This window comes from Micromonospora zamorensis, from assembly GCF_900090275.1.
Classification (GTDB): domain Bacteria; phylum Actinomycetota; class Actinomycetes; order Mycobacteriales; family Micromonosporaceae; genus Micromonospora; species Micromonospora zamorensis.
The window spans coordinates 2,309,503-2,329,287 of the sequence record NZ_LT607755.1; the positions used below are offsets into that span (position 1 = coordinate 2,309,503).

At 70.7% G+C, this 19,785-nt stretch carries 14 protein-coding genes; 7 read left to right on the forward strand and 7 right to left on the reverse strand.

The annotated features are described in order from the left end of the window. Positions 1-7 precede the first annotated feature (7 nt). Genes GA0070619_RS09770 through GA0070619_RS09780 form a run of 3 tightly spaced genes read left to right on the forward strand, consistent with a single transcriptional unit; the run spans position 8 to position 6,488 of the window. Positions 8-3,943: a ThuA domain-containing protein gene (locus GA0070619_RS09770; RefSeq protein ID WP_088947766.1), complete on the forward strand. Its 3,936-nt coding sequence runs from the start codon at positions 8-10 to the stop codon at positions 3,941-3,943. An 8-nt stretch (positions 3,944-3,951) separates the two neighbouring features. After that, the gene (locus GA0070619_RS09775; RefSeq protein WP_088947767.1) at positions 3,952-5,478 is read left to right on the forward strand and encodes an OmpL47-type beta-barrel domain-containing protein; all 1,527 of its coding nucleotides are present in this window, start codon (positions 3,952-3,954) and stop codon (positions 5,476-5,478) included. Between the two features lie 32 nt (positions 5,479-5,510). Continuing rightward, positions 5,511-6,488 (forward strand): hypothetical protein, encoded by a 978-nt coding sequence (locus tag GA0070619_RS09780; protein ID WP_088947768.1) that lies wholly within the window; start codon positions 5,511-5,513, stop codon positions 6,486-6,488. Positions 6,489-6,552: 64 nt separating this feature from the next. On the opposite strand, the gene GA0070619_RS09785 is transcribed toward GA0070619_RS09780, so the two are convergent. Continuing rightward, positions 6,553-7,689, reverse strand: a complete 1,137-nt coding sequence (locus GA0070619_RS09785; protein WP_088947769.1) for a DUF1996 domain-containing protein — start codon at positions 7,687-7,689, stop codon at positions 6,553-6,555. Positions 7,690-8,131: 442 nt separating this feature from the next. Between GA0070619_RS09785 and GA0070619_RS09790 the strand changes: the two genes are divergently transcribed. Together GA0070619_RS09790 and GA0070619_RS09795 are read left to right on the forward strand one after the other, a co-directional pair. Continuing rightward, positions 8,132-9,382, forward strand: coding sequence for a L,D-transpeptidase (locus GA0070619_RS09790; RefSeq protein ID WP_172862012.1), 1,251 nt, complete (start codon positions 8,132-8,134; stop codon positions 9,380-9,382). A 57-nt stretch (positions 9,383-9,439) separates the two neighbouring features. Continuing rightward, a complete protein-coding gene (locus tag GA0070619_RS09795; protein WP_088947771.1) occupies positions 9,440-9,892 on the forward strand; it encodes an Rv0361 family membrane protein in 453 nt (150 codons plus the stop codon). 30 nt (positions 9,893-9,922) lie between these two features. Here GA0070619_RS09795 and GA0070619_RS09800 read toward each other — a convergent pair whose 3' ends face one another. Continuing rightward, positions 9,923-11,017 carry an ROK family transcriptional regulator gene (locus GA0070619_RS09800; protein WP_088947772.1) on the reverse strand — a complete coding sequence of 365 codons (1,095 nt, stop codon included), beginning with the start codon at positions 11,015-11,017 and terminating at the stop codon, positions 9,923-9,925. A 41-nt stretch (positions 11,018-11,058) separates the two neighbouring features. Here GA0070619_RS09800 and GA0070619_RS09805 point away from each other — a divergent pair, with 41 nt between their 5' ends. Continuing rightward, the gene (locus GA0070619_RS09805) at positions 11,059-12,285 is read left to right on the forward strand and encodes an MFS transporter (RefSeq protein ID WP_088947773.1); all 1,227 of its coding nucleotides are present in this window, start codon (positions 11,059-11,061) and stop codon (positions 12,283-12,285) included. A 26-nt stretch (positions 12,286-12,311) separates the two neighbouring features. On the opposite strand, the gene GA0070619_RS09810 is transcribed toward GA0070619_RS09805, so the two are convergent. Continuing rightward, positions 12,312-13,643 carry an alpha/beta hydrolase gene (locus tag GA0070619_RS09810; protein WP_088947774.1) on the reverse strand — a complete coding sequence of 444 codons (1,332 nt, stop codon included), beginning with the start codon at positions 13,641-13,643 and terminating at the stop codon, positions 12,312-12,314. 88 nt (positions 13,644-13,731) lie between these two features. Then, positions 13,732-15,117: a serine hydrolase domain-containing protein gene (locus GA0070619_RS09815; protein WP_088947775.1), complete on the reverse strand. Its 1,386-nt coding sequence runs from the start codon at positions 15,115-15,117 to the stop codon at positions 13,732-13,734. A gap of 235 nt (positions 15,118-15,352) precedes the next feature. Between GA0070619_RS09815 and GA0070619_RS09820 the strand changes: the two genes are divergently transcribed. Further along, positions 15,353-16,729 (forward strand): FAD-dependent oxidoreductase, encoded by a 1,377-nt coding sequence (locus GA0070619_RS09820; RefSeq protein ID WP_172862013.1) that lies wholly within the window; start codon positions 15,353-15,355, stop codon positions 16,727-16,729. A gap of 63 nt (positions 16,730-16,792) precedes the next feature. Here the strand turns inward: GA0070619_RS09820 and GA0070619_RS09825 are convergent, their stop codons facing one another. The 3 genes from GA0070619_RS09825 to GA0070619_RS09835 all read right to left on the reverse strand — a co-directional run bounded on the left by GA0070619_RS09825 (position 16,793) and on the right by GA0070619_RS09835 (position 19,765). After that, positions 16,793-17,269, reverse strand: a complete 477-nt coding sequence (locus GA0070619_RS09825) for a heme-degrading domain-containing protein (protein WP_088947776.1) — start codon at positions 17,267-17,269, stop codon at positions 16,793-16,795. Positions 17,270-17,296: 27 nt separating this feature from the next. Beyond that, positions 17,297-18,757 (reverse strand): SDR family NAD(P)-dependent oxidoreductase, encoded by a 1,461-nt coding sequence (locus GA0070619_RS09830; protein WP_088947777.1) that lies wholly within the window; start codon positions 18,755-18,757, stop codon positions 17,297-17,299. 102 nt (positions 18,758-18,859) lie between these two features. Further along, positions 18,860-19,765, reverse strand: a complete 906-nt coding sequence (locus GA0070619_RS09835; protein WP_088947778.1) for a siderophore-interacting protein — start codon at positions 19,763-19,765, stop codon at positions 18,860-18,862. Positions 19,766-19,785: the final 20 nt, after the last annotated feature.

The window sequence follows — 19,785 nt, forward strand, 5'->3', positions numbered from 1 at the left end:
GACGGGGATGACCAGAAAAATACGACGAGTTCTTGCCGCGGTAGCGGCCTTCGCGACACTGATTCCCGCGACGACGGCGGCAGCCGCGCCGCCACCGGCAGCCGCCCCGCAGGCAGCGCAGGCGCAGCGGACCGCCGTCCTCGTGTTCCACGGGCCGGTGGCCGAGCAGCAGGACCCGGTGGCCCGTGCGGTGGACACCATCAAACAGCTTGCTGCCGGTCATGACATCGATGTCACGGCCACCACGGACCCCGCTGTCTTCACCACGGCCAAGTTGTCCGCGTACCGCAGCGTGGTGTTTCTCTCCGCGACGGGCGCCGCGCTCAACCGCGACCAGGAGTCGGCGCTGCAGAGTTACATGAAGGCCGGCGGCGGTTTCGTCGGCATCGCCGACGCCGCCCGCGCCCAGGTCGACTCCACCTGGTTCACCGGCCTGATCGGCACCCGCCCGGCGGGCGCCATCCCGGTGGCCGAGCCGGTGGCCCGGGTGACCGCCAGTGGTGAGAACCCACCCAACGAGACCAAGGAGAAGCTGACCGACGGCGACGCCAACACGAAGTGGCTCGTCCGCACCCCGACCGCCTGGGTGGCGTACGAGTTGAGCGCACCCAAGCGGATCACCGGGTACGCGTTGACGTCGGCCAACGACTCCTCCGGCCGGGACCCGAAGGACTGGACCCTCCAGGGCTCCACGGACGGCCAGACCTGGACCGATCTGGACCGGCGCACCGGCCAGAGCTTCCCGGACCGGTACCAGACCCGCCGGTTTGACATCGCCACCCCGCAGGAGTTCACGCGCTACCGGCTCAACGTCACCGCGAACAGCGGCGAACCGCTGGTCCAGCTCGCCGACCTGCGCCTGTTCACCGGCAGCACCACCGCTCCGGAGCCGCCCGCGGTGAACCGCGCGGTGGTCGACATCCTGGACCGGAAACACCCGGCCACGGCGTCGCTGCCGCTGACCATCACCCGATCCGACCGCTGGGAGAACTGGGACCCGAACCCGATCGGCACGGTGCACACCCTCGCCCAGGTCGAGGAGCGGCACTACAACCCGGGAGCGGCCGCCAACGGCGCCTTCCACCCGGTGTCCTGGTGCCGGGACTACGACGGCGGCCGGTCGTTCTACACCGGCATGGGTCACACCGAGGGCAGCTACGGCGAGGAGGCGTTCCGCACGCACCTCACCGGGGCTCTCAACTGGACCACCGGCCGCGTACGCGGTGACTGCCAGGCCACGATCGCCGCGAACTACAAGGTGGAGCGACTCACCGCGGCCAACCAGACCGGGCAACTGGACCAGATCGGCGAGCCGCACGGGCTCACCATCGCGCCCGACGGCACGGTCTTCTACGTCGGCAAGGCGGCCTGCCCGAGCGGCCCGATCGCGGACTGGAACAACCCGAAGGTCGGCCTGGGCTGCGGCACCATCCACTCCTGGGACCCACGGACCAAACAGGCAAAACTGCTCACGACCCTGGAGGTGATGGGCAACCGGGGCAGCGGCTCGGAGCTGGTGAAGAACGAGGAGGGCCTGCTCGGCATCGTGCCCGACCCGAAGTTCGCCGACAACGGCTGGCTCTACGTCTACTGGATGCCGCACGAGTCGGTCGACCGGGTGCAGCGGGTCGGGCAGCGCACCATCTCGCGGTTCACCTACGACCGCCAGGCGCAGACCATCGACCAGAGCACCCGCAAGGACCTGTTGCAGTTCCCGGTGCAGGTGCACAGCTGCTGCCACGCGGGCGGCGGCATGGCGTTCGACGCCAAGGGCAACCTCTACGTCGGCTCCGGCGACAACAACTCCTCCGAGGGGTCGCAGGGCTACTCCGGCAACAACTGGACCCAGGAGTACCAGGGGATCTCGTTCCAGGACGCCCGCCGCACCTCGGGCAACACCAACGACCTCGCCGGCAAGATCATCCGGATCCACCCGGAGGCCGACGGGACGTACACCATCCCGGAGGGCAACCTGTTCCCACCGGGCACCGAGAAGACCCGCCCGGAGATCTACGTGATGGGCGTACGCAACATCGCCCGCCTCCAGATCGACCCGGTGCACCAGTGGCTGACCGCGGGCTGGGTCGGCCCGGACGCCTCGTCGCCCAGCCCCACCCTGGGCCCGGCCAAGTACGAGACGGCCACCATCATCACCTCCGCCGGTAACCAGGGCTGGCCGTACTGCATGGGCAACCGGCAGCCGTACCGGGACCGCAGCAGCACCGACGCGACGGTGCTGACCGGCTGGTACGACTGCGACAACCTGAAGAACACCTCGCCCCGCAACACCGGTCTGGTGGACATCCCCGCCGCCCGGGACAACATGATCTGGTATTCGCCCGACGGCGGCGGCCCGGTCTTCCCGAAGCGGACCGACGGCAGCGGCCTGCCGACCTACGTCGCGGCCGATGCCACCTACACCCAGCCGTACCTGCGCGGCGGCGGGCAGGCCATCATGTCCGGCCCGACGTACCACCGGGAACTCGTCGACACCACCAGCGGTGTGGCGTGGCCGGAGCACTGGGACGGTAAGTGGTTCATCGGCGACCAGTCCAACGCCGCCAACCGGGTAGCGGTCACCGTCGACCCGGCCGGCGTGCCGCAGGCCACCCCACCGGTGTACGCCGAGTCCCTGCGCGCCATCATTCCGGGCGGCAACGGCGACGCCCGGCTGCAGAGCTGGATGGACGCCAAGTTCGGCCCGGACGGCGCGCTCTACCTGCTGGACTACGGCGGCGGCTTCTTCAGCCTGCACCCCAACCAGAAGCTGATCCGGATCACCTACACCGGTGGCGCGCCCACCCCGGTGCCGGCGGCGAACTCAGTCGCCGTGCAGAACAAGCCGCTCACCATCGCCTTCGACGGCGCCCGCTCCGGAGGCGTCAGCCACCGGTGGGAGTTCGGCGACGGCACCACGTCCACCGAGGCGAACCCCCGGCACACGTACGCCACTGTCGGCACCTACACCGCGAAGCTGACCGTCACGTACGCCGACGGTGAGACCGCGACGGTGCAGAGCACTGTCACGGTGGGCTGCGCGGTGCCCGACAGCCGGCAGAACGTGTGGCTCGACGACACGGACACCGGGGTGCCCAGTCGCCCGGTCGGGCAGGGCTGCACGATCAACGACCTGATCGACGACGAGAGCACCTGGACCGACCACGACGCCTTCGTCCGACACGTGGGCGCGGTGACCCGCGCGTTGCAGGACGACGACCTGCTCACGGCCCGGGAGTCCGGCACCCTCACCCGCCTGGCCGCGGCGTCGGAGGTCGGTCGGAACGGGCGCACCGGCTACGAGCCGCTCTTCGACGGCACCGCCGAGTCGCTGCGCGGCTGGGAGCAGGCGCCGACGGGCTCGTTCGCCATCCAGCCGGACGGTTCGCTGCGCTCCAGCGGCGGCCTGGGCATGCTCTGGCACACGAAGGAACTGGGCGACTTCTCGCTGAAGGTGCAGTTCCGCGACATCGCACCAGGCACCGGCCGGGCCAACACCGGCGTCTTCACCCGCTTCCCGGACCCGCGGATCCCGCTGGAGCAACGCCCGCCGGGCAGCTGCGGCACTGTCGGATCGGCCCGCACCTCGCAGGCCTGGGTGGCGATCTACTGCGGACACGAGATCCAGATCTACGACGGTGAGACCGGCGAGCCGCAGAAGACCGGCTCGGTCTACAACTTCGACCCGGTGCCGCTCGCCCAGGCCGGCGTCACCCCGAAGGAGCAGTGGAACGACTACGAGATCCGCGTCGTCGGGCAGCACTACACGATGGTCCGCAACGGTGTGGTGATCAACGAGTTCGACAACACGCCGGGCAAGCAGTCGTCCCGCGCCGGCGACCCGCCGACGGACCTGCGGCAGTTCCTGCGCGGCTTCATCGGCCTGCAGAACCACGGTGACAACGACCTGACCGAGTTCCGCAACGTCCGCGTGCGCGAGCTCTAGGAGAGACGATGACCCGACGACTGACGGCTGCGCTGGCGGCGTTCCTGCTCACGGTGATCCCGTGGGCCGCGACGCCCGCCTCCGCCGCCCCGCGCGTCGCGGAACAGGTGTTGACCTGGACCGCCGACGGCGACATCACCCGCTACAAGTCCGCACCCGCCCAGGCGGTGGCCGGCGAGACCACGATCATCTGGGAGAACAGCGAGGCCACCGGCAACACCATCGGGATGCCGCACACGCTGACCTTCGACACCAGCACCGAGGGCTACAACCACGACGTCACGCTGAACATCCTGGCCAGCCCGTTCGACGCCAACAACGGCCGCCACCAGGCGACAGTGACGCTAACCCCGGGCCGGTACCGCTACTTCTGCTCGATCCCGGGGCACAGCCAGATGGTCGGTGAGCTGGTGGTCACCGACGGCGGCGGAGGCGACGACACCACGCCGCCGACGGTGACCGCCGCCGTGGCCGGTGACCGCGACGGCGACGGCAACTACCTGGGCGCGGCCACGGTGACCGTGACGGCCACCGACACCGGCTCCGGTGTGGAGACCGTCGAGTACCAGGTCGACGACACCAGCTTCCTGCCGTACACCGAGCCGGTGCGGGTGACCGCGATCGGTGACCACTCGGTGCAGTTCCGGGCCACCGACCAGGACGGCAACGTCAGCGCGGTCGGCTCGGTGTCGTTCCGGATCGTCGAGCCGGGGGAGGACGACACCACCGCGCCGGTGGTCACGGCCGCACTGGCCGGCGAGCAGGACGGCGACGGCAACTACATCGGTACGGCCACCGCCACGCTGACCGCCACCGATGCCGGATCCGGTGTCGCCACCATCGAGTACGCGTTGGACGGGGCAGCCTTCACCGCGTACACGAATCCGGTCGTCGTGAACGCGGCCGGGATGCACATGCTGCACTACCGGGCCACCGACGTCGCCGGCAACACGTCGGCGGAGCAGATGTCCCACTTCACCGTCGTCGCCCCGCCGGAGGAGGACGACACACCGCCGGCCGTGGCCGTCACGGTGACCGGCGAGCGCGACGGCGACGGCGCGTACGTCGGCGCCGTCACCGTCACCGTCACCGCGACCGACGCCGGCTCCGGTGTGGCGTCGGTCGAGTACGCGCTCGACACCGGGGGCTGGACGGCATACGCCACCCCGGTCACGGTCCGCGCCACCGGCGCGCACACCCTGCGGTACCGGGCGACCGACGCCGCGGGCAACGCCTCCACCGAGCAGTCGACGACGTTCACCGTGGTGGCCGACGGCACCGACGCCTGCCCCGGGTCCGACACCCGGGCCACAGTGGTCATCGACGGTGACGACACCGGGGTCGGCAACGTCGACACCGGCGACGGCTGCACCATCAACGATCTGATCGACGAACACGCCGACTACCCCGGCCACGCCCACTTCGTCCGGCACGTCGAGGCGGTCACCACCGCGCTGGTGGCCGACGGAACGCTCGACCGGCGGCAGCAGGGCGCCATCGTCCGGGCCGCGGCCCGATCGGACGTCGGCGCATGAGTCCTCGAATCTCATCGACAGGGAGTACAACGATGCCCGGACGTACCGTCGCCAAGCTGGCCACCGTGAGCGCCGTCGTCGCCGCCTCGGTGCTGGCCGTGGCACCCACCGCCCACGCCGACCTGGTCACCCACTGCATCGGCACCGGTGGGGCGGTGACCGTGCCCAACGACCTGTACGTGCCGGCGGGGGAGTCCTGCGCGCTCACCGGCACCACGATCACCGGCAACGTCACCGTCGCGGCCGGCGGCAACCTGGTGGTGACCGGTGGGCGGGTCAGCGGCGAGGTCCGCGTCGCCGCGGACGGCTACCTCGACGCCACCGACACCACAGTCGACGGCCAGGTGGTGCTGGCCGCCGGCGGATACGGCATCTTCCTCAAGGACGCACAGACCGGCACCGTGACCGTGCGGCCGAAGGGCAGCGCGACCATCGACAGCTTCCTGTTCGCCGAGGAGTCGACGGTCGCCGGGAACGTCACAGTCGGCGCGGGTGAGGTCCGGCTCGACCGGGGCACCCAGGTGCAGCGCAACCTCAGCAGCACCGGCACCTACTACACCGACCTGCACGACTCGTTCGTCGACGGCACGCTGTCGGTGCTCAACAGCGCCACCGGCAGTGTCGTGTGCGGCAGCGCGGTACGCGGCAGGGCCACGTTCGCCGGCAACGTGGGCGGCGTGCAGGTCGGCCCGAACGGCGCCCTCGACAGCTGCGCCTCCGGTGGCTACTGGGGTGGGGACGTCAGCATCACCAGCACCACCGGCGGCGTCACCGTCGACGACAACATCATCAACGGTCAGTTGACGGTGACCGGCAACGACCCGGTCGCCCAGGTGGCCGCCAACAACCGGATCCGTGGTGGCGTGACCGGCGACCAGGCGGCCACGACCACCAACCGGGCTGGCCGGGTGGCCGGTGCGGACCGGGAGGACGCCGGTGACCAGCGGGCCGAGGTCCGCCGCACCTCGGCCGTGCAGGAGGCCACCGCGGCCGGCGCCGCTCGGCTCTGACCGATCGACACGACAGCGGCCGGTCACCCCGAACCGGGGGTGACCGGCCGCCGTGCCGGATCGGCTAGAAGTTACCGGCCGAGTTGCACTTCACGCCCTGGTCGAGGCAGTTGCGCACCCGTGCGGCAAGCGCCTCGTCCTTCCACGCGTTGAAGAAGTCCGCGTGCATGGAGAACGACGTGCCGGACGCGAGGGTGATGCCGTCCGTGTTCGCGCTCAACGGGTACGAGATCACGAACGACACCGAGGGGACCGGCACCGGGTGGCTCTTCGGGCAGGCCCCGGTGTGGTCACCGTTGGCCATGTGCGCCTTGTGGTCCGGGCTGTCCAGGTGCCTGCCGTCCCAGCAGTCCGGAAAGGTGATCTGCCGGACGACGTTCGCGGTCCTGGCGCAGACCGGGAAGGTCTTGTCGGCGCTGCGGCCGACCTCGCCTCCGATGCCGGCGCACCAGAAGTGGTTGCCCTGCTTGTCCGGGGTGTCGACCTGGTTCTTGGCGTTCCCGGTGATCATGCGCAGGCCGAACGGGAAGGGCTGGGTCCGGCTCGGGTCCTTCAGCCGGGAACCGTAGTAGACGGTCACCTCCGTCGGGTCGACGACCTTGCCGTTCTGGTACATCGTCGGCACCCAGTAGGCGGACTGGTCGTCCGGCGAGTTGCAGGTGGTCGCCTTCGACGCCCGCAGCGACTCGGCGGTCGAGTTGGCGTCGGTCGAACGGTTGCCCCAGAAGGTGTGGTTGTGTGAGCCGCCGACGAGCTTGGGCAGCACGATCGGGTCGTCGCTGTTGTGGTGGCTGGTCTTGCAGCCGACATTGAACTCGGGGACCTTGACCGGGTTGCCGGTCACCGGCTTGGGTTTGCGCGCGAAGAACGCCTTCGTCGCGGCTGCCTGCGCGGCGGCGTCGATGGTGATCCAGCCGCCGGACGCGGTGGGTGGGACGGTGCCGGCCGACGGGGTGGTCGGCTTGCCCGGGGTGGACGGCGTCGCGGACGTGCCCGGGGCGCTCGGCGTGACCGACGGGTCGGCCGGGGCCGTGTCCGTCGGCGCCTCAGGGCCGGACGAGCCGATGCCGGTGTCGCCGGATGGGCCGGACGCACCGGGAGTGCCCGGGACCTCCTTGCATCCGCCGGCGAGCGCCAGGCTCACCAGCAGCAGGGCGGTGACGGAACGACGGTGTCGAGGGGTGGATCGCAGATTTATCAAGGGGGGCGCACCTTTCTTCCGAGAAGGAAGAGTACGAGTCGCCCACCTGTTCGTTCACAACCGCAACGATTAAATCTGCCTTAAATATCGCTCAGCAATTGCTTGGTCAGTTCTGCGGAGCCGCCGCGCTGTCGATTCAATCTCATTTCCGTGATTCTTCTCCAAAAACTGTAATCGGCGACTCCGGCGGCACTCCGCTTCCTGGGCGTCCTGAGTGCAGGGCCGCGACGAGTTGATCGCGGGCACCCCGCGTCGACCGGCACCGCGTCTTGTCACGAAAGGCGGACAGCGGCGACGAACCCCGGCCGGGTGATGTGCGGCTGCGCCTTCCCACCTTCGCTTCGTGATTTCCGAAAACAGCGCGCGGCGCCGTGGACGCGGAGAGAATTGCGGCCGGAAAGCACGTAGAGCCGGGAGACGTTCGATGGGTTTACGAAGGCGAATGGCGCTCGTGGTGGTGACCGTCGCGGCGACACCCCTGGTCCTCGGCGGATGCACCGTCGAGCGGAAGCCCGCCGCCCGGCCCGCCGAACTGAAGGTGCCGTCGCCGGAGCTGGCCCTCACGCCCGCCGACCGGTCCCGGAACGTGCCGCTCAGCGCCGAGGTCGCGGTGCTCGTCAAGGGCGGGAAGATCACCGCCGTGCGTATCGCCGATGACAACGGGATGTTGGTCAGGGCGCAGCCGCGGGAGGACGGCTCGGCGTGGGTGCCGACCGTGCCGCTGCAGCCCCAGCGCACCTACACGGCCGAGGTGATCGCCACCGGTGACTCCGGGGGGACCACCACCCGCACGACGACCTTCACCACCATGGCGACGTCGACGAAGCCGCAGGTGACCAGCACGCTGTATTTCGCCGACAGACGGACGTACGGCACGGCGATGCCGGTGACCCTCGCTTTCGATCCGCCCATCGCCGAGGCGGCTCGTGCCGATGTACAGCGTCGGTTGTTCGTCACCACGAACCCACCGCAGCCGGGTGTCTGGTCCTGGGTGGACGACGGCAGTCAGGTCTACTACCGCGCTCCGGACTTCTGGCGGCCGGGCACGACCATCAGCGTCCGGGCCGGCCTGGAGGGTCTGCCGATCGGCCGGAACCGGGTCGGTGACGCCGACCGCACCGCGACGTCCATGATCGGGCGGCAGGTGGCGATCGAGGTCGACAACGCCACCAAGCAGATGCGCGTGCTGCGCGACGGCAAGCTGATCCGCAGGATCCCGGTCAGCCTCGGCAAGCCGAGCACGCCGACCTCCAGCGGCAAGATGGTGATCATGGAGAAGCACCAGCGCACCACGTTCGACACGCGCGGCGAGCCGAACGGCGGTTACGTGGTGGACGTCCAGGACGCCCAACGGCTCACCTGGGGCGGCGAGTTCATCCACGGAGCGCCCTGGTCGGTGTCGGATCAGGGACACCGCAACGTGTCGCACGGCTGCACCAACGTCTCGGCTGCCGCCGCCGACTGGCTGATGGGCGTCACGCAGGTCGGTGATCTGGTCACCTTCACCGGCACCGAGGTCCGGCTGCAACCGGGCAACGGGTGGACGGCCTGGAACACCAGTTGGGAGCAGTTCGTCAAGGGCAGCGCACTGCCGGTACCCGCCGCTCTTCGCCCGGCTCCGACCTCGGTGCCGCACGCGGACGCGGCGGGCGGCGGCTCGCCGACGTCCGGTCCCTCCGCCGCCGGCGGCTGAACCGGCAGGTGTCCGAAAGGCTCAACGCACTTGCCGGACGTCTCTACCCTCCGGGTCATGACGTACGAGCCGATGATGGTTCCCAGCCGGAAGCCCAACCGGACGACTCGTACCGTCCTGATCGTCGTCGGCGTGGTGTTGACGGTGTGCTGCGTTGTCGGCCTCTGCGGCGGGTTCTGGTTCTACCGCTCCATCAAGGACGCCGTCAAACCGGTCCGGGTGGCCACGGCTGCGTACATCGACGACGTGCGGGCCGGCAACTACCCGGCCGCGTACGGGCGGTTGTGCGGGGAGATACGCGAGACCATGACGCAGGCCGATTTCGCCCGGATCCAGGCCGCCCAGTTGAAGATCGGCAGTTACAAGATCGTCGGTGTGTACGTCAACAACTCCAACGGGCGGGTCACCGGGACCTCGACAGTCGAAATGGTCCAGGAGGCCACGGGTGCACAGATGACGCAGACCATGGTGCTGGTCAAGGAGGACGGTGAGTGGCGCGTCTGCCAGTGAGCGACGACCCGGCGAGTCGGTGGTCGGGGCTCAGGCCGGGGCGAGTTCCGGCACGCCGTAGTGCTGGTCGAGGACCTGCATGGCTGCGCCCGCGGCGATGACGTCGGCGCCGAGGCTGGACAGGGTCACCTTCGTGGTGAGCCAGTCCGCGCGTCGCGCGTCGGCCTGGACGGCCTCGGTGACCGCCGCGAGATAGGTCCGCGAATGCCGTAGGAGATCCGCGCCCGCCAACACCACGTGGGCGAGGTCGAGTGTCTGGAGCAGGTTGACCACGCCCACCGCCACGACGCGGGCGGCCCGGTCGATGTCTCCGGCATGGGCCGCCTGGTTGTGCACGATCTCCAGGCACCCGTGGCGACCGCAGACGCAGCGAGGTCCGTTCAGGTCGACGACCGTGTGGCCGAATTCGCCCGCGTTGGTGTGCGCGCCCCGGTGGGCCGTGCCGCCCAGCCAGAATCCGCCCCCGATGCCGGACTCGATCATGATGAGTGCCGCGTCGCCGAACGTGGCACCGTGGCGCCAGGCCTCGGCCGTGATCCCGGCCGTGACGTCCTTGTCGAGGTGGACGGGCAGGCCGAGGTGTTTCTCGGCGATCTCGCGCAGCGGTACGTCGTGCCAGTGCCGCAGGCCGTGGGCGTCACGGACCAGGCCGTTGGCGTGGTCCAGCGGGCCGATCATGCCGATGCCCACTCCGGTGAGCCGGCCCCGGACGTCGCTGCTGCCGGTCATCGCGTCGATGCCGGTCGTCAGGGCGTCGAGAAGCTGTTCCGGGGTGAAGTCGCCGGGCAGTGGGCTGACCGTCGAGTGGTGCACGGTGCCGGCCAGGTCGACCAGGACCAGCCGCAGGGTGCGCCGGGCCACGTGCGCGCCGATCGCGTACCGGCTGTCGGGGACGAGTTCGTAGACGACCGCGGGCTTGCCGATGCCCGTGCGGCGCACACCGGCGGGACGGATCAGGCCGTCGGCGCTCAGGCGGGCGATGACCTTGGAGACCGCCTGCGGTGTCAGCCCGGTGGCCTCGACAACGGTCGACCGCTCGAACGTTCGCACGGTGCGCCCCAGTGCCATGACCCGTGCCTGGTTGTAGCCGCGCAGGAACCTCACGTCGGCAGTGATGCGGGTCATCTCACCAGCCTATTACGCAACGCTGTTGCTAAATTTTTTCGGTGATCGAGTTGAGCAGAGGTCGACGGGTGGCGGCGTTGGTCGCGCTGGCACTGGGTGGCGTCGCGATCGGCCTGACCGAGTTCGCGGCGATGGGCCTGCTGCCCGACATCGCGCGCGGCCTGCTCCCGCAGGAGTACGCCCGGTCGTCCTCGGACGCGGTCGCCCGAGCGGGATGGACGATCACCGCGTACGCCCTCGGCGTGGTCGTGGGCGCGCCCCTGATCGCCGCGCTGAGCGCCCGCCTGCCCCGCAAGAAGCTCGTGCTCGGTTTGCTCGCGCTCTTCGCCGTCGGCACTGTCGCCTCCGCGATCGCACCCACCTTCGACCTGGTGCTGGTGGCCCGGTTCGCGGCGGCGTTGCCGCACGGGGCGTACTTCGGGGCGGCCGGTCTGCTCGCGGCGACCCTGATGGGCCCCGGCAACGAGGCCCGTGGCTTCGCCACAGTGCTCAGCGGCCTGACCGTGAGCAACGTGGTCGGCGTACCCCTCATCACCCGGCTCGGGCAGGCGGCCGACTGGCGCGTCGCGTACCTGGTCATCGCCGGTGTCTTCGTGCTCACGCTGCTGGCGGTGCTGGCGGTCGTGCCGGAGGTCGCCGCGACGGTCGACGGCTCGCCGGCGGCCGAGCTGAGGTCGCTACGGTCCTCGCAGGTCTGGCTGGTCGCGGCGACGGGGGCGGTCGGGTTTGCCGGGTTCTTCGCGGTCAACACCTACATCGCGCCGGTCACCACCGACGTGGCCGGCCTCTCGGCCGCGACGGTGCCGTGGGCTCTGGTCGCGGTGGGGCTCGGCATGACCGTGGGCAATGCCCTGGGTGGCTGGTTCGCCGACCGTGACCTGCAACGGAGCATGGTCATCGGCTTCGTCGCGATGACCGTGAGCATCGCCGCGTTCAGCCTCGTCGCGTCGACTCGCGTCGGCCTGTTCGTCGGCGCGTTCCTGGTTGGCGCGACAAGCCTCTATCTCGGGCCGGTCCTCCAGGCGCGCCTGATCACGGTCGCCCCCCGAGCGCAGATGATGGGCGCGGCGCTCAACCAGTCCGCCATGAACATCGCGAACAGTCTGGGCGCGGCCCTGGGCAGCGTCGCCATCGCCGCCGGGCTCGGTTACCTCGCGCCGGCCCGGGTGGGCGTCGTCCTGGCGATCGTCGGGCTGGCCCTGGGGATGGTCAGTTTCGCCGTCGGACGCCGTACGCGTGAGCGGGTCCCGGCCACCGTCGGGAGCTGACGTGGCCGGGCCGCCCGCGGCCGGGGTCAGAAGTCGTCGACGCTGACCGTCACGCGATGGGCACTCGATCTCCAGTTCGGCAGGTTGATCACGTCGTACCCGCCGCCGCGTTGACCCACTGTGATCCGCACCAGGCCGAGGTGCGCCGGCGTCGACGGGATGAACAGGTCGACGCCGGTGATGAAGGTCTGGCTGAAGAACTCCGGCAGGGGAGCGGTCAGATCGGTCACGCCGTCGCTGTCGTCGTCGAACGCGAAGATGGCGATCGTCCGCTTGACCCGCGGCGTGTTCGCCGCGTTCAGGACATCCCGGCCGTTGATCCAGAGGTTGTCACCGGCGTCGCCCTGGTCGCCCCACCACTCCTTCTGGCGTTGGATCGTCAGCGCGGTGTGCCGGTCGCTGGTGTCCACCAGCGCGCCGAGCCCTTCGCCGGGAACGCTGGTCGCCAGGCGGACGAACGAGTCCGAGCGGAGGAACGGCTGGGCGTAGAAGTGGTGCGTCGGCGCGCCGGCGCGCACGATCGCGAACTCGTAGCGGGCCGTGGCGAGCACCGGGACGGGACCGAACGCGCCGTCGCCACTCAGGGGCAGCCGATGAGTGGGCCGGTCCGACAAGCGACCGCCGGTCAGCGAGTTGACCGGGTAGACCTCCAGGGTGGCGTCGGTGACGCCGACGTTGCTCGGGAAGAGCACCGCGCGACCGGAGACCTGGGCCGTGCCGAAGAGTTGCGGCACGATCCGCGTCGTGTGTGGCGCGCGACCCTGAAGGAAGCGGAAGATCTCGCCGAACGACTCCGCCGACGACACGGTCTGCGTGTGGGACTGGTCCGGGAGGTGCACGTTCGTCGCGCCGACGATGGCGCGGGCCGGATCGCCCTCACCCCAGATCGCGAGCGTGGGCACACCGCCCGGCGGGGACGTCGCGGTGCGCCCGTCCAGGTTGACGTAGTGCGCGACCCGGGCGGCACGCGCCGGTGAGCTGGTGAGGTAAGCCTGCAGGACGAAGGTGCCCAGGGAGTGCGCGAGCAGGTCGACCCGGTCCACGCCGGTCGTCGCCAGCAGGCGGGAGATCCGCGCGTCGAGCCCCGCGTACACCTGGGGGAGGATCGTGGCGATGTTCGGCGAGTCGTACTCGTGGGCCTCGATGATGTCGATCGGGTAGCCGTTGCTGGCGAGTCGTTTGGCCTGGGTCTGGAACTGCGAGGCCGACCCGGCGCTGCCGTGCACGAAGATCACTGGGCGGTACGTCGGCGTGGCTGCGGCGTCTGCGGCGGCGAGCGGAACGGGGGCGACGGACAAGCCGACCGCAAGGGCGCCTCCGGCCAGCACGCAGAGCAGTCTCCGGCGGAACGTGTGCATCGGTCCTCCACCCTGAGCGACAAAGTATGTGCACTGTTAGCGCAAGTATCGTGTCAGGGTGAGGCGCGGCGGTCCACACCTTCCTCGGTCAGTTGACCTCTTTGGCGAGCAGGTCGCCGACGGCGGCGCGGACCGGGTCGGGGTTCGCCCAGCTCCAGTTGGGATGCGCGCGGTTGGTGAGCAGGGCCAGGACGAGTCTGCGGCCCGGGTCGACCAGGAGTGAGGGGCCGGCGAAACCGGTGTGGCCGAACGTCCGGGCCGAGGCGAGCCGACCCATGAACCAGCTCTGGTTGAGCACCACTCCCAGACCGTGGGCGGCGGTCCGATTGGGCCGCTCCGGGTCGACGGCGGGTTTCCCGGAGTTCTGGTTGGTGAGCATCCGGCGTACGGTCGCCGCCGAGAGGACCCGCTTGCCCTGGTAAGTGCCCCCGTCGAGGAGCATCTGACCGATCGCCGCCAGGTCGGTGGCGGTGGCGAAGATGCCGGCGTGGCCGGCCACACCGCCGAGGTGGTTGGCGACATCGTCGTGGACGGTGCCCCGGAGCAGACCCCGCGACGAGCGGGCGTCGGTGGCGACGAGACGACCGGCCTTCGCGCTGCCGGACAACCAGGTGTTCGGGTTGAAGCCGGTGTCGCGCAGGCCGAGCGGGCCGGTGAGGCCGCTCTTGAGCGCCTGGTCGAGACGCTGACCGGTGACCTTCTCGACGATCTTGCCGGCGACCATGAGCCCGACGCTGGAATAGCGGAACGTGTTGCCGGGCACGGCACCGGAGACCAGCCCGGTGGTGAGCACGGCGTTCCAGCGAGCCGCGTTGTCGGAAAGCCCGGTGACCTTGGCGCCGACGGGCAGACCGCTGGTGTGGGTGAGCAGCATCTCGACGGTGACCCGCTCGGTGCCCGCGCCGGTGAAGGCGGGCAGGTAGTCGCGGACCTGCGCACCCAGGTCGACGCGTCCCTTGTCGACCTGCTGCAACAGCAGGATGGCCGTGTACACCTTCGTGACCGATGCGAGGTCGAAGACGGAGTCGGGACGCATCTCGACGCGCTGGTCCGCCGCGAGCAGCTTGGGGCCCGCTCCGTAGCGCAGAGCGTCCCCGACCGCAGTGTGCACCGTTGTCTTCCCGTCGACCAGGACGACAGCGACAGCACCGGGAAAGCCCTTGTGCTGGACGGTCTGCGGTGTGGCGGGCAGGTGCCGCCGCAGCAGCGCGGTCACGTCCTGCGCGTAGCGGGCCTGCCCGGCCGGCGCGGCGGCGCCGCTCGGGGACGCGGTGGCGCTCGGAGAGCCCGACGGCGACGTGGCGTTCCCCGCCGCGCCGAAACCCACCCTGTTGCCAGCGGCGTCGGTCGCGGTCACCGCGTCACCGGGACCGGCCACACCCGGGTCCGGCGAGCCACTGTCGCCGCACCCGGCAATGGCGGAGGTGGCAGCGGCCAGGCCGGCCCCCAGCAGAGTACGACGCGCAACGAGCATGCCGGAGATCGTGACAGTTGACACTGACGCACGCCAACCGGACCGGCCGAACGTCGATGTCGTCCATCCCATCGGCCGACAAGTGGTCACCTGCCGGACACGGTCGGTCGACAACCGTGGGGTTGTGCGACGATCGGCGAGCGTCACGCCGAACGACCGTCCACCGGTCCGACCGCGCACCGAACGCTGGCGGGCACGGCGGAGGGCACACACCTCGCATCCCTTGGAGAGCACGATGTCCCTCTCCCCTTCCCGGGTCTTCGCAGAGCTGAACGCGGCTCGACCCCCTGACCAGGCCGCCCCGATGATGGGAACGGCCGTCGTGGTCGGTGGCAGCATCGCCGGCCTGCTGGCCGCCCGGGTGCTGTCCGATCACGCCGACAGCGTCGTCATCATCGACCGGGACGACCCCCAGGTGGCCGGCGCGCGACCCGGCGTCCCCCAGGGGACGCAACTGCACGCGCTGCTGCCCGGCGGCCTCCTCCAGCTGGAGCGCCTTTTCCCGGGATTCCGCGAAGAGGCGCTGGCGCACGGGGCGATCGAGGCGCCACCCGAAGCCCGGCGCAACTACCTCGACGGCCGCGCGAAGGTCGTCGTCCCCGACGACGCCGACAGCCTGGCGGGCAGCCGGCCGCTGCTGGAGGGGCTGATCCGTCAGCAGGTGCTGCGGCTGCCCAACGTCAAGACGGTCACCGCCCGAGCCACCGGCCTCGTGTTCGAGGGCGCCGCGGTCACCGGTGTCCGCTGCGAGGTCGGCGGGGTCGTCGGCGTCGAGAGGGGCGACCTCGTGGTGGACGCCATGGGGCGGTCGAGCCGACTCTCGGACTGGCTGGAGCAGGCCGGCTGGGACCGGCCGGTCACCCGGCGGATGACCACGCACCTCAACTACGCGACCGCCCTGTTCCGACGCCCGGCGGTCACCCCGCCCTCGACGGTCGTGCTGGCGCTGCACACCCCGAAGGTGGGGCTGGACGTGGCCGGGGCCGCGTTCTTCGCCATTGAGGACGGCCGGTGGATGGCCATGATGGCCGGTTACGGCGACGACCGCCCGGGGCGCACCGCGGAGGACTTCGTCCGCCGTCTGCGGGAGCAGTTCCCACCGGAGTTCGGCGAGCTCGCCGACCAGGAGATGCTCGGCGACGTCCAGACCTACCACCACGCCGACAGCCGGCGACGGGACTTCCACGCGCTGAAGCGGTTTCCGGCCGGCCTGGTCAGCGTCGGCGACGCCGTCGCGTCGTTCAACCCGGTGTACGGGCAGGGGATGACGTCGGCAGCCCTGCACGCGGCCTGCCTGTCGATGTATCTGCGGTCCGGCCCCGATCTGCGGGCGCCCGCGCACCACTTCCTCGCGTTGCAACAGGTCGTGGTCGACGCGGCGTGGTCGATCTCGACCTCCGCCGACCTGGCATTGCCCCACGTCGACGGGCCCTACCCGCGCGGCTACCGGATCTCCAGCTGGGCGAGCCGGCAGATCATCGCCGCCACCGTCACGGACGTGGCGACCGCCCGCCGGTTCAACGACGTGGTCTCCATGCGCGAGCACCCACGGGCGCTGGCCCGGCCCGGCGTGCTCCTCGGCGCGCTGCGCGCCAACCGACGCGCGCGCTGACGACCCCGCACCTGAGCACTGACGGCCCGGCGACCTCGTTACGAGGCCGCCGGGTCCGATCGTCTAGCGGGGGAGCTTACGCAGGACGTCGACGACGAAACGGTGGTCGTCGAGCTGCGGCAGCCCGGAGACACCGACCCAACCCACCACGCCGGTGCCGCGGACGCGCAGCGGCACCGCGCCACCGGCCGCCGCGTACCGTGAGGCCGGCAGGCCGTACCTCTCGGCCAGCGTCACCTGCTTGTCCTGGCACAACCGGGCCATGTACAGCGACGAGTGCTCGAACCGCATCACGACCCGACCCTTGCGGCGCAGCCACGCGTCGTTGTCGGCCGTGGACCCCGGCAGGCCACAGTGGAACAGTTGGCGCCCGGCCCGCCACACCCCGACCGAGACCGGCAACCGCTGCTCGGTCGCGGCGGTGACGGCGAGCATCCCCAGCTCGTACGCGTCCGTCTCGGACAGGCCCGCGAGCTCCAGCTCGCCCTCCTCGCGCAGCAGCTCGTCCAGGGTCGGCCACGCGTCACGGTCAGTTGACATGTTTCTTCTCCTCGTCGAACGGGGCGATCACCAGGCGCAGGGCGCGTAGTCCTTCAGGAAACAGCCGTACAGGTCCTCGCCCAGCTCGCCGCGGACGATCGGGTCGTACACCCGGGCCGCGCCGTCGACCAGGTCCAGTGGGGCGTGGAAGCCCTCGTCGGCCAGTCGCATCTTCGTCGGGTGGGGGCGTTCGTCGGTGATCCAGCCGGTGTCGACGCTGGTCATCAGGATGCCGTCGGTCAGCATCTCCTCGGCGCTGGTGCGGGTCAGCATGTTCAGCGCCGCCTTGGCCATGTTGGTGTGCGGGTGCCCCGGCCCCTTGTAGCCCCGGCCGAACTGGCCCTCCATCGCCGACACGTTCACCACGTACTTGCGGCGGGCCGCCGCTGCGGCCATCGCCGGGCGCAGCCGGCTGACCAGCACGAACGGCGCGGTGACGTTGCACAGTTGGACCTCGAGCAACTCGACCGGGTCCACCTCCTGCACCCGCTGGACCCAGCTGTTGACCGAGTCGAGGTCCGGTACGAGGCCACCGGCGTCGATGGCCGTGGACGCCGCGATGCGTTCCGGCGAGGCGGAACCGCTGGTGAGCGCCAGCGCGGTGAGCGCGTGCGGAGTGAGCGCCGTCGACTGTGGCGCGGCGGTCAGGCTCCCCACCGGGCCGCCCTGGCCGTCCGGCTTGGCGAAGGTGATCAGCTCCGGCAGCGGGCCGTCCGGCAGGGCCGCGGCCTCCGCGGCGATGAGCTGCGCGTACGCCCCGGGGGAGCGGCGGACGGTCTGCGCCGCGTTGTTGATCAGGATGTCGAGGGGGCCCTGGCTGCTGACCGAGTCGGCGAGGGCGATCACCTGGGCGGGGTCGCGCAGGTCGATCCCGACGATGCGCAGGCGGTGCAGCCAGTCCCCGCTGTCGGGCATCGCGGCGAACCGGCGGACCGCGTCGTGCGGGAACCGCGTGGTCACCGTCGTGTGGGCGCCGTCGCGCAGCAACCGCAGAGCGATGTACATGCCGATCTTGGCCCGGCCGCCGGTGAGCAGGGCGCGCCGCCCGGTCAGGTCGGTACGGGCGTCGCGGCGCTCCCGGTTGAGCGCGGCGCAGGACGGGCAGAGCTGGTGGTAGAAGGCGTCCACCTCGCGGTAGCGCTGCTTGCAGACATAGCAGCCGCGTGGGTTGTGCAGGAAGCCCGCCGTCTCGCCCGCGACGGAGGTGGCGAGCGGGATGCCCTGGGTCTCGTCGTCGATGCGTCCCGGAGCGCCGGTGGCGGTGGCCTCCGTCACCGCCCGGTCGGCGGCGAGGATGGCGTCCCGCCGTTCCTCGCGTCGCCTCTGCTTGATCACCTTGTAGAGCCGCGCGGTGGCCCGCTGCACCCGCACCACGTCGGGATGGTCGGAGGGCAGCGCCTCCAACGCCTCGAAGACGCTGAGGCAGGCCTCCAGCCGGCTTCGGTCAATGCCGTCCTGACCGTTTTCGGTAATGTTGTCCACCGTCATGCGTCTTTGTCTCGTCCCGTATCCCGTGCCGGATCCAGCCGGCTCGCCCCAAGTCCGACCCGAAACTGTACGCACCGTGCGGCCCGCGACGCACGTCGTGCGTCAGTTGGCGTCGGCGTGGCCGAGGCGCCAGTAGCCCATGAAGGCCACCGCCCGCCGGTCCAGACCTCGCTCGGCGACCAGGTGCCGGCGCAGTGTGCGGATGACGCCGGCCTCTCCGGCCAGCCACGCGTACAGCGGCGCCGTGGCCACCTCCTCGGGCACCTCCCAGAGGATCTCGGTGTCCACGTCCACGTCCGGGACGGGCTGCCTGGTCGCCGACGCGCGGGGCACCAGCAGTTGGTCGGCCGCGGCGGCGACGGCGGGCACCAGCCGGCTGCCGTACCCGTCGACACCCCGGGTCATCCAGCGGACCTCGACGCCGGGGGGCGCCACCAGCGGCAGCACGTCGTCGGCGTGGGGCACCTCCAGCAGAACCACCCCCCGGGTGTCGAGGGGCAGTCGCTCGCAGATGCTGCCGATCGCCGGCACGGCGGTCTCGTCCCCGGCCAGCAGCAGGCAGCTCCCGTCCGACGGTCGGAACTCGACCCCGCCGTGGTTGCCGTCGTAGCCGGAGTCCGGCCCGACGATGGCGATCTGGTCGCCGGCGCCCACCCGCCGCGCCCAGCGTGTCGCCGGCCCGCCGTCACCGTGCAGCACCAGGTCGACGTCGACCTCGGCCAGGTGCGGTCGGACGGCCCGTACGGTGTAGGTGCGGATCGGGTTACGCCTGTGCTCGGGCAGCGCCCGCCACTGCGCGTACCAGTCCGCCCCCTCCGGGAAATCCACCCCGCGCTGGTCGGGCAGCGGCAGTGCCAACTTGATGCGCTGGTCGTAACCGTTGTCGGCGAAGCGGTCGAGGTCCACTCCGGTGAAGGTCACCCGGAGAAAGGACGGGCTGAGCCGGCGTACCGCACGGACGGTGACGGTGAACACGCGCCACGGGGCGATGGGCAGGGTGTTGGTCATGGGTGCCTCTCCGGGTTCGG